At 70.7% G+C, this 16672-nt stretch carries 18 protein-coding genes; 13 read left to right on the top strand and 5 right to left on the bottom strand.

The window, feature by feature from the left end; translation table 11 throughout:
- Window positions 1-18: 18 nt before the first annotated feature.
- The 3 genes from NHL60_RS15650 (at window position 19) to NHL60_RS15640 (ending at window position 3623) form a co-directional block, all read left to right on the top strand.
- Entirely contained in the window at window positions 19-987 is a 969-nt protein-coding gene (locus tag NHL60_RS15650) for a magnesium transporter CorA family protein (RefSeq protein ID WP_253445478.1), read from the top strand.
- A gap of 120 nt (window positions 988-1107) precedes the next feature.
- On the top strand, window positions 1108-2340 hold the full coding sequence (locus tag NHL60_RS15645; protein WP_253445475.1) for a DUF3422 domain-containing protein: 1233 nt from the start codon (window positions 1108-1110) through the stop codon (window positions 2338-2340).
- Window positions 2337-3623, top strand: coding sequence for an acyltransferase (locus tag NHL60_RS15640; RefSeq protein ID WP_253445472.1), 1287 nt, complete (start codon window positions 2337-2339; stop codon window positions 3621-3623). The genes NHL60_RS15645 and NHL60_RS15640 overlap by 4 nt, the downstream gene beginning before the upstream one ends.
- Here the strand turns inward: NHL60_RS15640 and NHL60_RS15635 are convergent.
- The 4 genes from NHL60_RS15635 to NHL60_RS15620 all read right to left on the bottom strand — a co-directional run bounded on the left by NHL60_RS15635 (window position 3611) and on the right by NHL60_RS15620 (window position 4826).
- Window positions 3611-3844 (bottom strand): DUF1289 domain-containing protein, encoded by a 234-nt coding sequence (locus tag NHL60_RS15635; RefSeq protein WP_253445469.1) that lies wholly within the window; start codon window positions 3842-3844, stop codon window positions 3611-3613. The genes NHL60_RS15640 and NHL60_RS15635 overlap by 13 nt on opposite strands.
- Window positions 3841-4254, bottom strand: a complete 414-nt coding sequence (gene arfB, locus NHL60_RS15630; protein ID WP_253445466.1) for an alternative ribosome rescue aminoacyl-tRNA hydrolase ArfB — start codon at window positions 4252-4254, stop codon at window positions 3841-3843. The genes NHL60_RS15635 and arfB overlap by 4 nt, the downstream gene beginning before the upstream one ends.
- Before the next feature lie 17 nt (window positions 4255-4271).
- On the bottom strand, window positions 4272-4484 hold the full coding sequence (locus NHL60_RS15625) for a DUF3820 family protein (RefSeq protein ID WP_253445447.1): 213 nt from the start codon (window positions 4482-4484) through the stop codon (window positions 4272-4274).
- Window positions 4485-4622: 138 nt separating this feature from the next.
- Entirely contained in the window at window positions 4623-4826 is a 204-nt protein-coding gene (locus tag NHL60_RS15620; RefSeq protein ID WP_253445444.1) for a cold-shock protein, read from the bottom strand.
- A gap of 232 nt (window positions 4827-5058) precedes the next feature.
- Between NHL60_RS15620 and NHL60_RS15615 the strand changes: the two genes are divergently transcribed.
- Together NHL60_RS15615 and NHL60_RS15610 are read left to right on the top strand one after the other, a co-directional pair.
- Window positions 5059-6090 (top strand): C45 family peptidase, encoded by a 1032-nt coding sequence (locus tag NHL60_RS15615; RefSeq protein WP_253445441.1) that lies wholly within the window; start codon window positions 5059-5061, stop codon window positions 6088-6090.
- A gap of 37 nt (window positions 6091-6127) precedes the next feature.
- Entirely contained in the window at window positions 6128-6880 is a 753-nt protein-coding gene (locus NHL60_RS15610; RefSeq protein WP_253445438.1) for a trans-aconitate 2-methyltransferase, read from the top strand.
- On the opposite strand, the gene NHL60_RS15605 is transcribed toward NHL60_RS15610, so the two are convergent.
- A complete protein-coding gene (locus NHL60_RS15605) occupies window positions 6877-7740 on the bottom strand; it encodes a sirohydrochlorin chelatase (RefSeq protein ID WP_253445435.1) in 864 nt (287 codons plus the stop codon). The genes NHL60_RS15610 and NHL60_RS15605 overlap by 4 nt on opposite strands.
- Window positions 7741-7878: 138 nt before the next feature.
- On the opposite strand from NHL60_RS15605, the gene pqqA reads away from it, so the two are divergent.
- The 8 genes from pqqA (at window position 7879) to NHL60_RS15565 (ending at window position 16656) form a co-directional block, all read left to right on the top strand.
- On the top strand, window positions 7879-7950 hold the full coding sequence (gene pqqA / locus NHL60_RS15600) for a pyrroloquinoline quinone precursor peptide PqqA (protein ID WP_253452235.1): 72 nt from the start codon (window positions 7879-7881) through the stop codon (window positions 7948-7950).
- Between the two features lie 102 nt (window positions 7951-8052).
- Window positions 8053-8982, top strand: coding sequence for a pyrroloquinoline quinone biosynthesis protein PqqB (gene pqqB / locus NHL60_RS15595; protein WP_253445431.1), 930 nt, complete (start codon window positions 8053-8055; stop codon window positions 8980-8982).
- Window positions 8983-9021: 39 nt separating this feature from the next.
- Window positions 9022-9825 carry a pyrroloquinoline-quinone synthase PqqC gene (gene pqqC / locus NHL60_RS15590; RefSeq protein WP_301271071.1) on the top strand — a complete coding sequence of 268 codons (804 nt, stop codon included), beginning with the start codon at window positions 9022-9024 and terminating at the stop codon, window positions 9823-9825.
- Window positions 9822-10097 carry a pyrroloquinoline quinone biosynthesis peptide chaperone PqqD gene (pqqD, locus tag NHL60_RS15585; protein WP_253445428.1) on the top strand — a complete coding sequence of 92 codons (276 nt, stop codon included), beginning with the start codon at window positions 9822-9824 and terminating at the stop codon, window positions 10095-10097. The genes pqqC and pqqD overlap by 4 nt, the downstream gene beginning before the upstream one ends.
- A complete protein-coding gene (pqqE, locus tag NHL60_RS15580) occupies window positions 10094-11230 on the top strand; it encodes a pyrroloquinoline quinone biosynthesis protein PqqE (RefSeq protein ID WP_253445426.1) in 1137 nt (378 codons plus the stop codon). Before pqqD ends, pqqE begins: the two co-directional genes overlap by 4 nt.
- 128 nt (window positions 11231-11358) lie before the next feature.
- On the top strand, window positions 11359-12522 hold the full coding sequence (ercA, locus tag NHL60_RS15575; RefSeq protein ID WP_253445423.1) for an alcohol dehydrogenase-like regulatory protein ErcA: 1164 nt from the start codon (window positions 11359-11361) through the stop codon (window positions 12520-12522).
- Window positions 12523-12539: 17 nt separating this feature from the next.
- Window positions 12540-14240 (top strand): hybrid sensor histidine kinase/response regulator, encoded by a 1701-nt coding sequence (locus NHL60_RS15570; protein ID WP_253445420.1) that lies wholly within the window; start codon window positions 12540-12542, stop codon window positions 14238-14240.
- Window positions 14224-16656: an insulinase family protein gene (locus NHL60_RS15565; protein WP_253445416.1), complete on the top strand. Its 2433-nt coding sequence runs from the start codon at window positions 14224-14226 to the stop codon at window positions 16654-16656. The genes NHL60_RS15570 and NHL60_RS15565 overlap by 17 nt, the downstream gene beginning before the upstream one ends.
- Window positions 16657-16672 lie beyond the last annotated feature (16 nt).

The following is a 16672-nucleotide window of genomic DNA, read 5'->3' as shown; positions in this document are numbered from 1 at the left end:
CGCCAGGGAAGACGCCGCATGATTCGAGCACTGCTGATCGATAGCCAGGGAGTGGCCACGGCCGGGGGCGAGGAGCTGGTCCAGCGCTTTCGCGAGATGCCCGATGCCCATCTCTGGGTGGACCTCCAGGGCGAGCCCCGGGAGCGGGAGCGTGCCCTGCTCGAGGCCTTCGGCTGCCACCCCATGGCCATCGACGATGCCCACCGCGACCGCCACCCCCCCAAGATCGAAGAGTTCGAGGAGCACACCCTGGTCCTCTATCGCGGCATCGCCGCCTTCGACGCCGAGCTCAACTTCGTCCCCCAGCAGGTCGCCTTCTTCATCGCCGAGCGCTACCTGATCAGCCTGCACCCCGGCCCTGCGCGGAGCATCGACCGGCTTTTCGGCAACGGCGGCGTCGAGCTGCTGCGGCGCTCCCCCGAGCAGGTGGCGCTCAAGGCGATGTTCCATTCGGCGGGCTTCTACCTGGACAGCCTGCTGGAGTTCGAGAACCAGCTCAGCGACCTGGAGGATGGGCTGGTGGGCGGCGGCGGCGACGAGCTGATGCGCCAGCTGATCGGCTACCGCTCGCGGCTGGTGAAGATGCGGCGGGTCTTCAACTACCACCTGGGGATCACCGAGGAGTTGACCACCAGCGACTACTCCCACCTGCCCCGGGAGGTCAGCGAGACCCTCTACGCCATCAATGACGTTCACGAGCGCTTCGAGCGGCTGCTGACCCTGACCCAGATGTATTACGACATCTGCGGCGACCTGGTGGACGGGCATATCTCGCTCTCCTCGCACCGGCTCAACATCACCATGCGGGTACTGACGGTGATCACCGCCATCTTCGTGCCGCTGACCTTTATCGCCGGCATCTATGGCATGAACTTCGTGCATATGCCCGAACTCGAGCATCGCTACGGCTACTTCGTGGTGCTCGGCATGATGCTGGGCATCGGTCTGACCCTGGCCTGGGTGTTCCGCCGCAAGGGGTGGTTCTAGGTGCCCCTGCCCCCTCGGCACGGGGAGGGCGCATTGTCGCAAGCGCTTGGCCCGGATGCCGCCAGGCCCCACACTTTGCTCAACGATCAATCTCGAACGCTTTACCGATGGGAAGTCACCATGCATCCACTGCGCGAAGCGCTGCATAACGAGCTGCACGCCAGGCCTTCGATCCACCTGGCCGGGCCGGCCCATGTTCACCACTACGCCATGCTCGAACAGGAGGGGCAGGCCGAGGAGCTCCTGGCACGCATCGATGCCCTCGTTGACCGGGAGCGCGACCCCGAGGTGGTGCAGGAGATCCTCGAGATCGACGGCATGGCCCTCAAGTGGGAGCGGCATACCGAGTTCTTCACCCTGACCCTGATGGTGCCACGGGAGCCCGAGGGCAAGCTGTGGCCGGAAACGCCGCCGCTGCTGGAGGCCTTGATCACCCCCTATCGGGAGCAGGTGGTCAGCGCCACCCTGCTGCTGGTGGAGGCTGCCCACCGCTGGGCCGGCAGCCCCGAGGCTTACGGTTTCCAGGGCCCTGCCGGCTCCCAGGTGGCCGACGGCGAGGCCACGGTGTGGAGCGACTTCCGGCTCACCCCCGAGGGAGTCAATCGCCTGCTGCTGGTCAACCAGGCCCTGGATGGCTTCCGCCTGGGGCGCATGGCGCGCCGCCTGCTGGAGATCGAGACCTACCGGATGATGGCCTCCCTGGCCCTGCCCCTGGCCCGTGAGATGCGCACCGAGCTCGACGCCTACGAGCGCGAGCTGGACGAGCTCTCGGTGCGCAACGCCGAGGAGCAGGAGGAGAGCTCGCGGCCGCTGCTGGCCGCCATCTCCGAGCTCTCCTCGCGCCTGGAGCACGCCAGCGCCCGGTCGCGGCTGCGCTTCAGCGCCACCGAGGCCTATGGGCGCATCGTCGATGCGCGCATCGAGGAGCTGCGCGAGGTCAAGGTGGGAGAGAGCCCGCGCCTGGGCGTCTTCATCCAGCGCCGCTTCCAGCCCCTGGTGCGCTTCTGTGCCGCCATTCACCGGCGCCAGGAGGAGCTGGCCGAAAGCGTGGCACGCCTCAACGACTTGCTGCGCACCCGGGCCCAGGTGGAGATCGAGGAGCAGAACGCCGAGATGTTACGCAGCCTCAACGAGCGCACCAGCAGCCAGCTCAAGATCCAGAAGGCGGTGGAGGGGCTGTCGATCATCGTGATCAGCTACTACCTCTTCAGCCTCTTCAAGCTGGGCCTGCAGAGCCTGGATGCGCTGGGCGTGCCCATCGTGCCCCAGATCGCCGCCGCCATCATTGCCCCGCTGGGGCTGGGCATCCTGGCGGTACTGGCCTGGCGCATCTGGCGGGTGAAGCAGCATTGAGCACGGAGCGCGACCGCTACCCGGACGCCTTGCGGGCCGGCGCCCTGCTGGTGGTGGTGCTCGGCCACTGGCTGGCCACCCTGCCGCGCCTGGAGGCGGGCTACCTGGTGGACACCGACCACCTGCTGGTGGTGTGGGAGGGAGCTGGCATCTTCACCTGGGTGGTGCAGGTGGTGCCGCTGTTCGTCTTCGTCTCGGCGGCGGTAAGCGCGTTGGGGGTGCGCCGGCGGCTCAGCGACGGCCACCGCCAGCTGCACTGGTGGGCGGGTCGCGCCCTGGCCCTGGCGCGACCCACGGTGACCTACCTGGCGGTGCTGGCCGCGGTGGCGATGCTCTCCCGCCTGATGGAGGGGCGCTTCCTGGCCCCCTTCAACCACTCCCTGACCATCCACCTCTGGTTCCTGCTGATGCTGCTCGGGGTCCAGGCGCTGCTGCCGCTCTCGGTGCGGGCCGACCGACGCCTGGGGCTGCGCGCCGTCTGGCTGCTGGTGGCCACTGCCGCCTTCATCGACCTGCTGCGGGCGCGGCCTGGCTCCCCGGCGGACCTGCTGCGCCTGGGGGAGCTGGCCACCGACCACGCCACCCTGCTGGGCTGGCTCAACCTGCTGGTGGTGTGGCTGCTGCCCCAGCAGCTGGGCATCGCCTGGCGCCAGGGGCGCTTCACGGGGACCGGCACGGGGCTTACGTTCATGGCCCTGGGGCTGGTGTGGCTGGGCGCCACCGTGGCCTCCGGCTATCCGCTGGCCATGGTGGACGGCGAGGTGGGCGGGCGCAGCAACCTGCTGCCCCCCACTCTGGCCCTGGTGGGGGTGATGTGGCTCCAGGTGGGCACGGTGCTGGCCTGCGAGGCGCCGGCCCGGCGGCTGCTGGCGCGGCGTCCGATCCGCCGTGCGGTCACGCTGCTTGGCGCCCTGGGCATGCCGCTCTACCTGTGGCACAAGTTTGCCGAGCTGCCGGCGGCCTGGCTGGGCGAGCGGCTCGGCGCACCCATCGACGCCGGAGTGCCCGGGGAGGCGGGCTTCTGGTGGGGACGGCTGGTGTGGCTGCTGCTCTGCCTGCTGATGGTCACCCCGGTGATGGCCGCCGTGGTGGCCTTCGAGATGCGCCGGCGCCGGGATCTCGTCTCCGCCACCGCCGGCCGGGCCGTGGTGAGTGGCGGCGTGGCGCTCTTCGCCGGCATCCTGGCCAGCATGGCGCTGGGCGCGCTGCCCGGGGCGCTGGTCGGCCTGGCCGGCGTGGCGGCGGCCTCCTGGCTGCTGCGGGTTCACCCTCAGCCGCGCTGAGCCTCGGCCTGCCGTTCGGCCTCCTTTGCGTCGGCGGCCCGCCGGGCCTGGGCGTCCAGCCGCTGCCAGACCTCCTCGCGCTCGGCGTCGTCCATCCGCGACCAGCGGGCGATCTCGTCCAGGGTGCGCCAGCAGCCGAGGCAGGTGTCACCCACCGGGCGACACACCTTGATGCAGGGGGAGGGGGGGCGCCCGGAGGCAGGGGGCTCGTGCTGGCTCATTCGGTCACCTTCCCGCGCAGTGCCTTGGTCCTGCCCTTGCGGGTCTTGGCGTCGACCCGCTTGCGCTTGGCGGCGCGGGTCGGCTTGGTGGGCTTGCGCGCCCGCTGCTGCTTCACCGCCTCGCGGATCAGCTCGCGCAGCCGCGCCAGGGCGTCCTCGCGGTTTTGCTCCTGGGTGCGGAAGCGCTGGGCCTTGATGATCACCACCCCGTCCTGGGTGATGCGCTGGTCGGTGAGCGCCAGCAGCCGCTCCTTGTAGAAGGGCGGCAGGCTGGAGCGGTGGATGTCGAAACGCAGGTGGATGGCGGAGGCCACCTTGTTGACGTTCTGGCCACCGGCGCCCTGGGCGCGGATCGCGTTGAGCTCGATCTCCCAGTCGCCAAGCTCCACGCTGTTGGAAATACGCAGCATAGGGGGCTCCTCGTGGTTCAGCGACGGCGCAGCGGCGTGAGCAGCTCGCCCAGGCCGTTGTGGTCGATCTCGTGCATCAGGGCGAGCAGCCGGCCCAGCTCGCCGTCGGGAAAGCCCTCCCGGGCGAACCACGCCAGGTAGGGGCCGGGCAGGTCGGCGATCAAGCGGCCGGCATACTTGCCGTAGGGCATGGGCATGCGCACCAGGGTCAGCAGGTCTTCGGGCTTCACGTCTCCTCCCGGCGTGTGTGGGGCAAGATGGCGCCGCACCATGGTGCCATAAAACGGGTGCCATAAAACGCAACAGGGCCCGCCTAGGCGGGCCCTGCTGGTCGAGCCGAGGCTCGAGAGGCGTGTTCCGAGCGGGGCTCAGAGCGCCTTGATGTTCGACGCCTGAAGGCCTTTCTTGCCCTGGGTCACGTCAAAAGAGACGCTCTGACCTTCCTGCAGGGACTTGAAGCCTTCGGACTGAATCTCGGAGAAGTGAGCAAAGACATCATCGCTGCCGTCGGACGGAGAAATGAAGCCGAAACCCTTGGAATCGTTGAACCACTTGACGGTGCCAGTTGCCATGATAATAAATCCTTTCGCGCTGAGCGCCTTACGATATTCCTGGTATTACCCAGATGAGTAGCGGGTAGAACAAGGGAGATAATGTCAGGCTGCCGAAAGAATTCGAATGCTGCTGAAACCATGCTGCTTGCCAACCAACTGCAGACACGGTGTCACGTATCCATCGGTGGGTCAAAGCCTTTCGCCTTTTATTTTTAAAAGCGTTTCCATTCAACTGCCGGGAAGAGGCGTCATGACAGATCAGCAGGAAAGTCCCAGCCGGCTGGGCTGGCTCGAGGCCGGCGGCAGCCATCGGGAGCTCGGCCTGGCGCTGGGGCGCCGAGGGAGGCGCGCCGTGCACGAGCGGCTGTTGGCCACGCCCCTGTGGCGGGAGGTGACCGCTCCCCGTCACACCGCCCGGGTGCAGCGACTGCTGGCCGCCACCGCCGAGCGGCTGCCCTGGGTGATGGAGGAGCTCGAGGGGCTCGCCGAGGGGCTGGCGCTGCCGCTTGGTGAGGTGGCGGCCTGGAACTGCCGCGGCGATCTGCTGGCCGGCGTGCCGGACGGCTGTACCACCCTGGTACTGCCGGGCCCCGAGCCGCTGATCGCCCACAACGAGGATGGCCTGCCCTGCCTGGACGGTGAGTGCTTCCTGGCGCGGCTGGCGCCGCCCGGCCAGCCGGCGCTGCTCGGCTTCTGCTACCCGGGCTCGCTGCCGGGGCATACCTTCAGCGTCACCGAGGCGGGCCTGGTGGTGACGGTCAATAACCTGCGCCTGAGCGGCGTCCTGCCCGAGCTGCCGCGGATGGTGCTCAGTCGCGAGCTGCTGCGCCAGCCGGACCTGCCCGCGGCCCGGGCGCTGCTCGAGTCCGCCCCGGCCGGCGGCGGCTTCCACTTCACCCTGGCGGGCCGGGGCGAAGGAGGAAGGATCGAGGTAGCCAGCGCCGAGGTGGGGGCCGGCCGTTGCGCCTGGCGGCGCCTCGAGGGGCCGGCCCTGCACGCCAACCACTGCCTCCGGCTCGATCTGCCCCAGGTGATCACCGACTCCTCGGCAGATCGTCAGCGCCGCGGCGAGGCGCTGCTCGCCGCCGGGGTGCGTGACCCCCTGGCCCTGCTGCATGACACCGGCGGGGAGGGGCTGCCGGTCCTGCGCCGGGACCCGGATGACCCGGACGAGGAGAACACCCTGGCCACCGCGCTCTTTCGGATAGCGGCGCAGGGCGTGACCTGGCGCATTCAGGTTCCCGGCGAGGCTGGCATCCGGCAGGGGAGTGGCGCAGGGTAGAGGGTATCGATCAACCGTGCCGACGAGGAGCGCGACCATGTGGAAAGCCTATGACGAGCTGGCCTGGACCGAGGCGTGGCTCGAGGACCCCCAGGGGGTCGAGGAGGAGGTGGCCACCTATCACCGCCTCATGGAGGAGCACGCCCGGCGGCCGGTTCGCGAGGTGTTGCACCTGGGCTGCGGCGCCGGCGCCCACGACCGCGCCCTGAAGCGCCACTTCTCCCTGACCGGGGTGGACCTCAATAACGCCATGCTGCGGCTGGCTCGGCGCGCCAACCCCGAGGTGGAGTACCACCAGGGCGACATGCGCAGCGTTCGCCTGGGGCGTCAGTTCGACGCCGTGGTGATCCCCGACAGCATCGACTACATGGCCAGCCGCGACGACCTGGTCCTGGCCTTCGAGACCGCCCGCCACCACCTGCGGCCCGGCGGCGCCCTGCTGGTGGTGACCAAGCCCCGGGAGCTGTTCCACGACAACAACTTCGCTTACGTGGGCGAGCGCGACGGTATCCACGTCACCCTGCTGGAGAACAACCACGTGCTGCCCCCCGGCGACGAGCAGTACGAGGCCGTGCTGGTGTTCCTGATTCGTCAGGGGGGCGAGCTGGATGTCCAGGTGGATCACCACCGGCTGGGGCTCTTTACCCAGGCGACCTGGGAGCAGACCTTCCGCGACCAGGGGCTGGAGCTCCACCAGCAGGACCTCGAGGGCATCTACGAACCCTTCATGATCGCCGAGGGGGAGTACCCCATGCGCCTCTTCATCGGCGTGGCGCCCGGCAGCGACTAGCCCGACGCCGGCAGCGCCAGCAGCAGCGGCGCGCCGCGCTGCCCCTCCTCGAGGCGAGCGGCGAGGAGCGCGACCAGGCCGTCATGCTCGCCCACCAGCCGGCTGGGCCTCACCGTCAGGCCCGGCGAGGCGGCCATGGCCGCCGCGCAGATCTCGGCGATATCGCCCCCCTCGCCGGCGTGGCGGCCCGGCGAGAGGAACAGCATCGCCAGGACCACCTCGCGCCCGGCAAGCTCAGGGGCGGCCAGCAGGGTCTCCAGCAGCGGCTCGTTGAAGCGGTACTCATCGCCGTCCCGGCGCTCCATGGAGGCGAAGGTGACGCGCTCGGCCTCCTCGGCGAGCAGGGCGCTCAGCTGGCCTGCCAGGTAGTTGCGCACCGCCGCCACCTCGGGAATGGGGCTGCCGTGGTCCACCAGCACCACCGTGGGGCGGCGCGCTCCTGTCATGGCCTCGCGCACATTGTCGGCCAGCAGCTGCGCCAGGCGCAGGTCCACGCCGCCGAGGGTATCCACCAGGGGCCGCGCTACCGTGACGGCGAGCGCCGGGTAGCGGGCCTGGACCTCCGCCAGGCGCTCGGGCAGGTAGCGGGTCAGCGCCTGGCTGGGGCCGAAGAAGAGCGGCAGGATGATCAGCTCGGTGGCGCCCTCTGCCGCCAGCCGCTCGGCCAGCGGGCCCAGGGTGACGGCCTTCTCGCCGCCGAGCGCCTCGGCGGGAATCTTGTGGGAGTGCAGCAGCGAGGCGGCCTCCACCGGCACGCCGCAGGCCGCGGAGAGCGCCTCGGCCAGGCGGCGCAGGTTGAGGGTTGCCTGGGGGCGCAGGGAGCCGTTGTCGAGGAGCACGATCGAAGTCGAGGGAGGCATGGGACGTCCTGTGCGGGGATGGAACCAAGAGAGGAGGGGGGCTCCTTCCAAAGTACTGCATGCGTGTCCCCCCACCGATGCTTAACTGTGAATGGCAGCTGCCAACACCCATGACAAGTAGAAAACAGGAGAAGGACCATGTGGATCAAGCCCGACTATACCGACCTGCGTCTCGGCTTCGAGGTGACCCTCTACATCGCCAACCGCTGAGCCCGCCGGCCGGCCCCAGCCGGGGGCCGGCCCGAACGAACCACGACATCGAACAACGATGTCGAATAACGACCTCGAACAACAACAACGTGAGGCATCACCATGCAGCTTATCGTGCTCGGATCGGCAGCGGGTGGCGGTTTTCCGCAGTGGAACTGCAACTGCCCCAACTGCCAGGGGGTGCGTCAGGGCAGGCCCGGCCTGACCCCGCGAACCCAGTCCTCCATTGCCGTCAGCATGGATGGCCAGCGCTGGCTGCTGTGCAACGCCTCTCCGGATATCCGCGCTCAGCTGAACACAACCCCTGAGCTCTTTCCGCGACGCGGCCTGCGCGACAGCGGCATCGCCGAGGTGCTGCTGGTGGATGCCCAGATCGATCACGTTACCGGTCTGCTCTCCCTGCGCGAGGGGTGCCCGCTGGATGTCTGGTGCACGCCCCGGGTGCACGAGGATCTGAGCCAGGGCTTCCCGCTCTTTCCCATGCTGGCGCACTGGCAGGGCGGACTGAGCTGGCGCCCCATCGCCCTGGAGGAGGGGCGCGAGCGGGTGACCTTCACGGTGCCCAGCTGTCCCGGCCTGGCCATCACCGCCCTGGCCCTGAACAGCAACGCCCCACCCTACTCGCCGCGCCGCGGCGCCCCCGGGGTGGGGGATAATCTTGGGCTGCTGTTCGAGGATCGCCTCTCGGGGCTGAGCCTCTTCTACGGCCCTGGCCTGGGGCGGCCCGACGATGCCGTGCGCGAGCTGATGCAGCGTGCCGACTGCGTGCTGGTGGACGGCACCCTCTGGCACGACGACGAGATGCAGCGCCTGGGGGTCGGCACCTCCACCGGCGAGGCCATGGGGCACCTGGCCCTGGCCGGCGAGCACGGCATGATCGCCGAGCTGGATGCGCTGCCTGCCGCCACCCGCCGCATCCTGATTCATATCAACAATACCAACCCGATTCTCGACGAAGGTTCGGCAGAGCGCCGGGTGCTCGAGGAGCACGGCATCGAGGTCGCCTTCGACGGCATGCGACTGATGCTGTGACGCCTCCGGCTGCAAGCAACAGGAGAGGGAGATTACGCCATGCTGAATACCCGGACAGACCCCTGCGCCACGCGAGCGGGCCCCGAGACGGGCGTCGCCCGGTCGCCGCTGTCGGCGGATGATTTTCGCGCGGCGCTGATGGCCAAGGGCGACTACTACCATATTCATCACCCCTATCAGGTGGACATGGCGGCCGGTCGCGCCACCCCGGAGCAGATCCGCGGCTGGGTGGCCAACCGCTTCTACTACCAGGTGATGATTCCCCAGAAGGATGCCGCCCTGCTGGCCAACTGCCACGATGCGCCCACCCGGCGGCGCTGGATACAGCGGCTGCTGGACCATGACGGTCACGCCGGCGACGACGGCGGCATCGAGGCCTGGCTCGCCCTGGGCGAGGCGGTGGGGCTCAGCCGCGAGGCGCTCTGGTCCCAGGAGCACGTGCTGCCTGGCGTGCGTTTTGCCGTGGATGCCTACGTCAACTTCGTGCGCCGGGCGTCCTGGGAGGAGGCGGCGATCTCCTCGCTGACCGAGCTGTTTGCGCCCCAGGCCCACCAGAGTCGCCTCGACACCTGGCCGCAGCACTATCCCTGGATCGACGCCTCCGGTTACGGCTACTTCCGCAAGCGTCTCAAGGAGGCACGGCGCGACGTGGAGCACGGTCTGGAGGTGGCGCTGGCCGTCTGCGACACCGCCGAGAGGCAGCAGCGGGCCCTGGGGATCCTGCAGTTCAAGCTCGACGTGCTGTGGAGCATGCTGGACGCCATGACCCTGGCCTATCAGCTCGGCCGTCCGCCCTACCACAGCGTCACCGACCGGCGCGTCTACCACCGGGGGCTCTCATGAACCTTGCCCGTATCCTGTCGCTGCGCCCCGGCTGGCGGCTGCAGTGGGAGCCCGCCCAGCAGCGCCATGTGCTGCTCTACCCCGAGGGGATGGTGCAGCTCAACGACAGCGCCGGCGCCATCCTCGCGCTGGTGGACGGCCGGCGTGATCAGGCGGCCATCGTGGCCGAGCTCGATGCGCGTTTTCCGGCGGCCGGCGGCGTGGCGGATGACGTCGACGATTTCCTGAACGATGCCTGCCGCCAGGGCTGGCTGCGCGAGGTGACCCCATGAGGACCCATGCCGAACTTTCCGCCGGTGCGCCGCTCTGGCTGCTGGCGGAGCTGACCTATCGCTGCCCCCTGCAGTGTCCCTACTGCTCCAATCCCGTCGACTACGCCCGCCATGGCGAGGAGCTCTCCACCGAGCAGTGGCGCGGCGTGCTGCGCGAAGCACGGGCGCTGGGAGCCGCCCAGCTGGGCTTCTCCGGCGGCGAGCCGCTGGTGCGTCAGGACCTCGAGGCGCTGGTGAGCGAGGCCCGGGAGCTGGGCTTCTACACCAACCTCATCACTTCCGGCGTGGGCCTCAACGAGGCGCGCATCGCGGCGCTGCGCGATGCCGGGCTGGATCATATTCAGATCAGCCTGCAGGCCGCCGACGAGGAGGTGTCCGCCGCGGTGGCGGGCTCCGCCAAGGCCCACGGGCGCAAGCTGGCCATGGCTCGGGCGGTCAAGGCGGCGGGCTACCCCATGGTGCTCAACGTGGTGCTGCATCGCCACAACATCGACGATGTCGATCGGCTGATCGCCCTGTGTGACGAACTGGGCGCCGACGCCGTGGAGCTGGCCACCTGTCAGTACTACGGCTGGGCGAGGCTCAACCGTGATGGCCTGCTGCCGAGTCGCGAGCAGGTGGCCCGGGCCGAGGCGGTGACCCAGGCGTGGCGCGAGCGCCTCGCGGCCAGGGGGCGCGAGATGCGTCTGCTCTTCGTGGTGCCCGACTACTACGCCGAGCGGCCCAAGGCCTGCATGGGGGGCTGGGGAGCGATCTTCATGACCGTGGCGCCGGACGGTGCTGTGTTGCCGTGCCACAGCGCCCGAGAGCTGCCCATGACCTTTCCCAACGTGCGCGACGCCTCGCTTGAGGCGGTCTGGCATCGCAGCGAGGCCTTCAATCGCTTTCGCGGCGACGGCTGGATGAAGGCTCCCTGCCGCAGCTGCGACGAGCGCCATCAGGACTACGGCGGCTGCCGCTGCCAGGCCTACCTGCTGACCGGCGACCCCGCCGCTGCCGACCCGGTCTGCAGCAAGTCCCCCGAGCACCGGCTGATCGAGGAGGCCTGCGCGGAGGCGGCGCACCGCTCGCCACCGCTGGAGCACCTCACCGCCCGCAACAGCGCCAACTCGCGTCTGATCTGGCGGGGATAGCCCGACCAAGGGTGTAAGGCGGCCGGAGTGGCCGCACCCTACCATGGCATCGTTGCCGCACTGACCCCTGACGACCCGGCGAGCGGCAAGGCGCCGGGTACAATAACGACAACCCCATGGGGAACGCCATGTCACACAGCATCACGGCGCTGCGCAAGTTCGTGGCGCCCGAGATCATCTTCGGCGAGGGCTCCCGTCACGCCGTGGCCAACTACGCCCAGACCTTCGGTGCCGAGCGCATCCTGCTGGTCTCCGACCCCGGCGTAGTCGCGGCGGGCTGGGTCGCTGAAGTGGAGGCGGACCTGGCCGCTGCCGGCATCCATAGCCGACGCTTCACGGCGGTCTCGCCCAACCCCCGAGTCGAGGAGGTGATGGCCGGGGCCGAGGTCTACCGCGAGCATGCCTGTCAGGCCATTGTCGCCATCGGCGGCGGCAGCCCCATGGACTGCGCCAAGGGTATCGGCATCGTGGTGGCCCATGACGGCCATATCCTCGATTTCGAAGGGGTCGACACCCTGCGGGTGCCGATTCCGCCGCTGATCTTCATCCCCTCCACGGCGGGCACCTCGGCGGATATCTCCCAGTTCGCGATTCTCTCGGACCAGAGCCGCCGCCTGAAACTCTCCATCGTCAGCAAGTCGGTGGTGCCGGACGTGTCGCTGATCGACCCTGCCGTCACCCTCACCATGACCCCCTTTCTCACCGCCTGCACCGGCATCGATGCCCTGGTGCACGCCATCGAGGCCTTCGTCTCCACCGGCAGCGGGCCTCTCACCGATGCCCATGCCCTGGAGGCGATGCGGCTGATCAATGGCCATCTGGTCGCCCTGGTGGCCAACCCGGGCGATATCGAGCTGCGCGCTCAGGTGATGCTGGGCAGCATGCAGGCGGGCCTGGCGTTCTCCAATGCCATTCTGGGGGCGGTGCACGCCATGTCCCATAGCCTCGGGGGCTTTCTCGACCTGCCCCACGGGCTCTGCAACTCCATGCTGCTGGAGCACGTGGTGGCCTACAATTTCGAGGCCACGCCCGAGCGCTTCATGCGGGTGGCCGAGACCCTGGGCATCGACTGCCGCGGCCTGACCCAGCGCCAGGTGAAGCAGCGCCTGGTGGCGCACCTGGGCGAGCTGAAGCGCGCCGTGGGCCTCTCCGGGCGGCTTGGCGAGGTGGGCGTCGGCAGCAGCGACGTGCCGCTGCTGACCCGTCACGCCATGCAGGACCCCTGCATCCTGACCAACCCGCGACGCTCCAGCCAGCGCGATGTGGCGGTGGTCTACGAGGAGGCGCTCTAGCCGATGAGGCAACGTCCATGAAGAAGCCGACCGACCCGGATGGCTTCTCGGTCAGCGAGCTGCTGGGGCTGGGCAGCCACTCGGCGCGCAAGAGCTACTACCCCGAGCTGACGGCGCGCATGGCCGAGCTCGAGAACGAACGCAACCGCTACAAGTGGCTGTTCGAGAACGCCCTGCACGGCATCTTCCAGGCCTCCATGAGCGGCGGGCTGCGGGCCGCCAACCCCGCCCTGGCCAGTATGCTGGGCGATGCCTCCGTGGCGGAGACCCTGAAGCGCTGCACCACGCTGGAGGCGCTCTTCGTGGACCCCTGCGACCTGCAGCGCCTGCGCCGGCGGCTGGCGCGGGAGGGGCGGGTGGCGGGCTTCACCACGCGGCTGCGGGGACGCCAGGGCCACGAGGTGGCGGTCTCCATGACCCTGCTGCCCAAGCCCAACGGCGGCGAGGCCTCGCTGGTCGAGGCCTTCGTGGCCGACATCACCGAGCGCGAGCGTGCCCGGCGACGGCTGGAGGAGCTCAACGCCGAGCTGGAGGCCCGGGTTCAGGCGCGCACTCGGGAGCTCGAAGCGCTCAATGCCGAGCTGCGCGACGCGCGAGACGCCGCCGAACAGGCCAACCGCAGCAAGGACCGCTACCTGGCGGCGGCCAGCCACGACCTGCTGCAGCCCATGAACGCCGCGCGGCTGATGGTGGCCACCCTGCAGGAGCGCCCCCTGGCCCCGGCCGAGGCGGAGCTGGCGCGCAGCATCCACCTCTCGCTGGAGGGGGCCGAGGAGCTGCTGACCGACCTGCTCGACATCGCCCGCCTGGATCATGACCGCATCCAGCCTCAGCTAGATGACTTCTGCCTGGGCGAGCTGGCCAGTCAGCTGATGGCGGAGTATGCGCCCCGGGCCCGGGAAAAGGGGCTGAGCGTCCGCCAGGCGGTGGGGCGCTGGCGAGTGAACAGCGACTTCCGGCTGCTCGGCCGGGTGCTGCGCAACTTTCTCTCCAACGCCTGCCGCTATACCGAAAGCGGGCGGGTGCTGCTGGGCACCCGGCGCCGCGGTGAGGCGGTATGGCTCGAGGTGTGGGATACCGGCCCCGGGATCCCGCCCGACCAGCGCCGCGTGATCTTCCATGAGTTCCACCAGCTGGGCGCATCCCGGGCCCGGGACCGCCAGGGGGTCGGGCTGGGGCTGGCCATCGTGGAGCGCATCGTCACACGACTGGGGCTCGAGGTCAGGGTCGACTCCTGGCCGGGGCAGGGCTCCTGTTTCGCCGTGCGGGTGCCGCTGGCGCGCGGGCGGCCGCTGCCTCCCTGCGAGCCGCCCGGCCCGGCGCCGCCGCCGGTGCGCTTCGCGGGCCAGCCGGTGCTGGTCATCGACAACGAACCCAGCATCCTGGTCGGCATGGGGCAGCTGCTGCGCGGCTGGGGGCTCGACTGCCATCTGGCGCTGGACGTCGAGGAGGCGCTGGAGGCGTGCCCCGAGGCGCCGGCGGCGCTGCTGGTGGACCTGCACCTTGACGGCCCCGATACCGGCGATGCCCTGGTCGAGCGGCTGCGCGCCCACTGGCGGGCGCCGGCGCTGCCGGCGGTCGTCATCACCGCCGACCGTTCCGACGCGTGGCGCCAGCGGCTGCGGGATGCCGGACTCCACGTGCTCAACAAGCCGCTGCGCCCCGGCAAGCTGCGGGTGCTGCTGCATGGACTGCTGACCCATGACGGACTGGCGTGAGCTGCCGCCAAGGGGGCTGCCGCCCGGCAGCCGCCTGGCCGAGGGACGGCTGGCCAACGGCCTCGAGGTGCGCCTGGCCGAGGTGCCGGCGGCGCGCCAGGCGCGGCTGGCGCTGGGCGTGGCCGCCGGCTGGCTGGATGAACCGCCGCGGCACCGCGGCCTGGCGCATCTGCTCGAGCACTGCCTGTTTCACCCGCGCCGCGATGGGCTCGCCCTGGCCGACTGGGTCGGCGCGGTGGGCGGGCGCTACAACGCGCGTACCTCGGAGGCGACCACCGACTACCACCTGAGCCTGCCGGCGGCGCAGCTGGCAGAGGGGCTGGCGCGCCTGGTCGACCTGGTGGCCGCCCCGGATCTGCTGACAGACGAGGCGGCGCCCGAGGCGGTGGCCAGGGAGATCGCGGTGATCGACGCCGAGTTCCGGGCGCGCCGCGGCGACCCGGCCCTGCATCGGCTTGCCGCCCTGTCGCGCCTGGTGGCGGTGGAGCATCCTGCCCGAGGCTGCCATGCGGGGCACCGGCTCAGCCTCGGGGGGGCGCCGTGCCCTGCTCTGCGCGCCTTTCATCGCCGCCACTACCGGGCGTCTCGCATGGTGCTGGCCAGCCTGGCGCCGCAGCCGCTGGCCCATCAGTGGGCGGCGATTCAGGCCGCCGGCCAGCGCCTGCCGGGCGGGGGAGGGGGGCACGCCGTGGGCGTGTCGAACGCCGTCGCCTGGCGCTGGACGGCCCCCGGCGGCGTCGCCTGGCGTTCACCGGGCGTCAGCGGAGCCCTGGAGCTGCTCTGGCCCCTGCAGCCGGGAACCCGGGCGCAGCACGCCGATGCCCTGGAGGCGCTGGCGCTGGGGCTCGAGGATGGCGAGCTGGCCGCTGCGCTGTGTCGGCGCGGCTGGCTGCAGGACCTCTCCGCCACCGCCTGGCCGGAGGGTGCCGGGGAGGCGCTGGCCCTGACCCTGCGTCTCAGCGAGTCGGGCGAGCGGCACTGGGGCGAGGCCGCCGAGCTGTGCCGCTCCCGCCTGGCATCGCTGCTGGCCCGGAGCGACGACCCGGGCGCCCCCGCTCGGCTGCCGGAGGAAGCCCTGGCGACGTGGCCCCAGCGTCAGGTGCGCCGGCACTGTGCGCTGAATCGCTGTCGGGCCGAGGCGCCTGCGCCGGCGGTGCAGTTGAGTGGGACGCTGCCGCGCCTGCTGCTCGCCTGCCGCGAGCTGCCGCCGGGGCAGGTGCGCCGGGTGCCGGAGAGCGCCACGCCCTGGGTGCCTCTGGCCTGGCCCCGGCGCGGCCCGCCACCGCCTCCCTGGCCCGGAGATGCTGATCCGGTGCGCTGGGTCGCTGCGAGCCAGCGCCGCGGTCACCAAGGAGAGCCGAGACGCTGCGCAGAGCGGCCCCTGACGGTGTGGCGAGGCGGTACCAGCCGGCGTCCCTGGCTCTGCCTCGGCTGGCCGGCGTCGGGGGAGCGCCTGGCCGCCTGGGAGACCGCCAGCCTGCCGCTGCGCCAGGCCTTCCGCGCCCGGGGCGGAGAGCTGTGGCTGGGTGAGGATGCCCGGGGCGCCTGGCTAGCCCTGCGCGGTGAGGAGGCGCTGCCGCCCGTGGCCCTGGCGCTGCTGGAGGCCTGGCCCCGGGCGGCCCTGCCTCGGGCGCCCGGCGCTGGGCTGCTGGCCCAGCGGCTGCTGGCGCGGCTGAGCCAGGCCGAGGCGACGCCGTCACTGCCGCTCTGCTGGGCCGAGGCGCCCCCGGCGCCGATGCTGCGCCGGCGCCTGCTGGAGGTGGCGAGCGCTGCCGTGGCGGGCGGCAGGCCGGATCGGCGCCGGGAGGCATCGGTTGCCCCGCAAGGCGAGGGGACGGCCCTGATGCTGCTGCTCCAGGGGGAGTCGACGCCCCTGGAGCGGCTCTGCCTGCGCTTGCTGGGCCAGTGCCACGACCGCCCCTTCCTGGCCGAGATGCGCGAGCGTCGCGGGCTCGGCTATGTGGCGGCGGTGCGCTATCGGGAAGCGGCAGGGCGGCCGCGCCTGGGCTATGTGGTGCAGTCGCCCGGGGCCGATGCCGAGACGCTGCGGTTGGCCATCGAGGACTTCCTGGCCGTGCAGGGGCGGGCCCTGCTGCCATCAGGAGGAGACGAGCTGGCTCGACGGCTGGCGGCACTGCGCGCCGATCTGGCGGTGCCCGAGAGCGAGGCCGAGGCCTGGCGCTGCCAGTGGCAGGCGCTGCGGGAGGGAACGTGTGAGCCCGACTGGCGACGGCTGGAGCGTTCCCTGGAGGCGCTGGATGGCGAGGTGCTGAGGGGCTGTCTGGAGCGGCTGCTGGCCAGGCCGGACGCCTGGCAATGGCATCGGCTTCAGGCCGCGGCATGCCACCTTGGTCGTAGCGGGGCCGCCGGAGAGCGGCACTCAAGTGCTATTTCTCCCCGGTCGGGGGCCCCCTAGACTGGCAGGGCATTCG

The sequence above is a fragment of the Halomonas sp. Y3 genome (assembly GCF_024137965.1).
Classification (GTDB): Bacteria; Pseudomonadota; Gammaproteobacteria; order Pseudomonadales; family Halomonadaceae; genus Halomonas; species Halomonas mongoliensis.
This window is presented reverse-complemented; position numbering and strand designations above follow the sequence as displayed.

Bases quoted from the DNA above. Each gene is read 5' to 3' on its own strand.
- NHL60_RS15650 (WP_253445478.1), top strand. From the start codon at position 19: ATGATTCGAGCACTGCTGATCGATAGCCAGGGAGTGGCCACGGCCGGG.
- NHL60_RS15645 (WP_253445475.1), top strand. From the start codon at position 1,108: ATGCATCCACTGCGCGAAGCGCTGCATAACGAGCTGCACGCCAGGCCT.
- NHL60_RS15635 (WP_253445469.1), bottom strand. From the start codon at position 3,844: ATGAGCCAGCACGAGCCCCCTGCCTCCGGGCGCCCCCCCTCCCCCTGC.
- arfB (WP_253445466.1), bottom strand. From the start codon at position 4,254: ATGCTGCGTATTTCCAACAGCGTGGAGCTTGGCGACTGGGAGATCGAG.
- NHL60_RS15620 (WP_253445444.1), bottom strand. From the start codon at position 4,826: ATGGCAACTGGCACCGTCAAGTGGTTCAACGATTCCAAGGGTTTCGGC.
- NHL60_RS15615 (WP_253445441.1), top strand. From the start codon at position 5,059: ATGACAGATCAGCAGGAAAGTCCCAGCCGGCTGGGCTGGCTCGAGGCC.
- NHL60_RS15610 (WP_253445438.1), top strand. From the start codon at position 6,128: ATGTGGAAAGCCTATGACGAGCTGGCCTGGACCGAGGCGTGGCTCGAG.
- NHL60_RS15605 (WP_253445435.1), bottom strand. From the start codon at position 7,740: ATGCCTCCCTCGACTTCGATCGTGCTCCTCGACAACGGCTCCCTGCGC.
- pqqB (WP_253445431.1), top strand. From the start codon at position 8,053: ATGCAGCTTATCGTGCTCGGATCGGCAGCGGGTGGCGGTTTTCCGCAG.
- pqqC (WP_301271071.1), top strand. From the start codon at position 9,022: ATGCTGAATACCCGGACAGACCCCTGCGCCACGCGAGCGGGCCCCGAG.
- pqqD (WP_253445428.1), top strand. From the start codon at position 9,822: ATGAACCTTGCCCGTATCCTGTCGCTGCGCCCCGGCTGGCGGCTGCAG.
- pqqE (WP_253445426.1), top strand. From the start codon at position 10,094: ATGAGGACCCATGCCGAACTTTCCGCCGGTGCGCCGCTCTGGCTGCTG.
- ercA (WP_253445423.1), top strand. From the start codon at position 11,359: ATGTCACACAGCATCACGGCGCTGCGCAAGTTCGTGGCGCCCGAGATC.
- NHL60_RS15570 (WP_253445420.1), top strand. From the start codon at position 12,540: ATGAAGAAGCCGACCGACCCGGATGGCTTCTCGGTCAGCGAGCTGCTG.
- NHL60_RS15565 (WP_253445416.1), top strand. From the start codon at position 14,224: ATGACGGACTGGCGTGAGCTGCCGCCAAGGGGGCTGCCGCCCGGCAGC.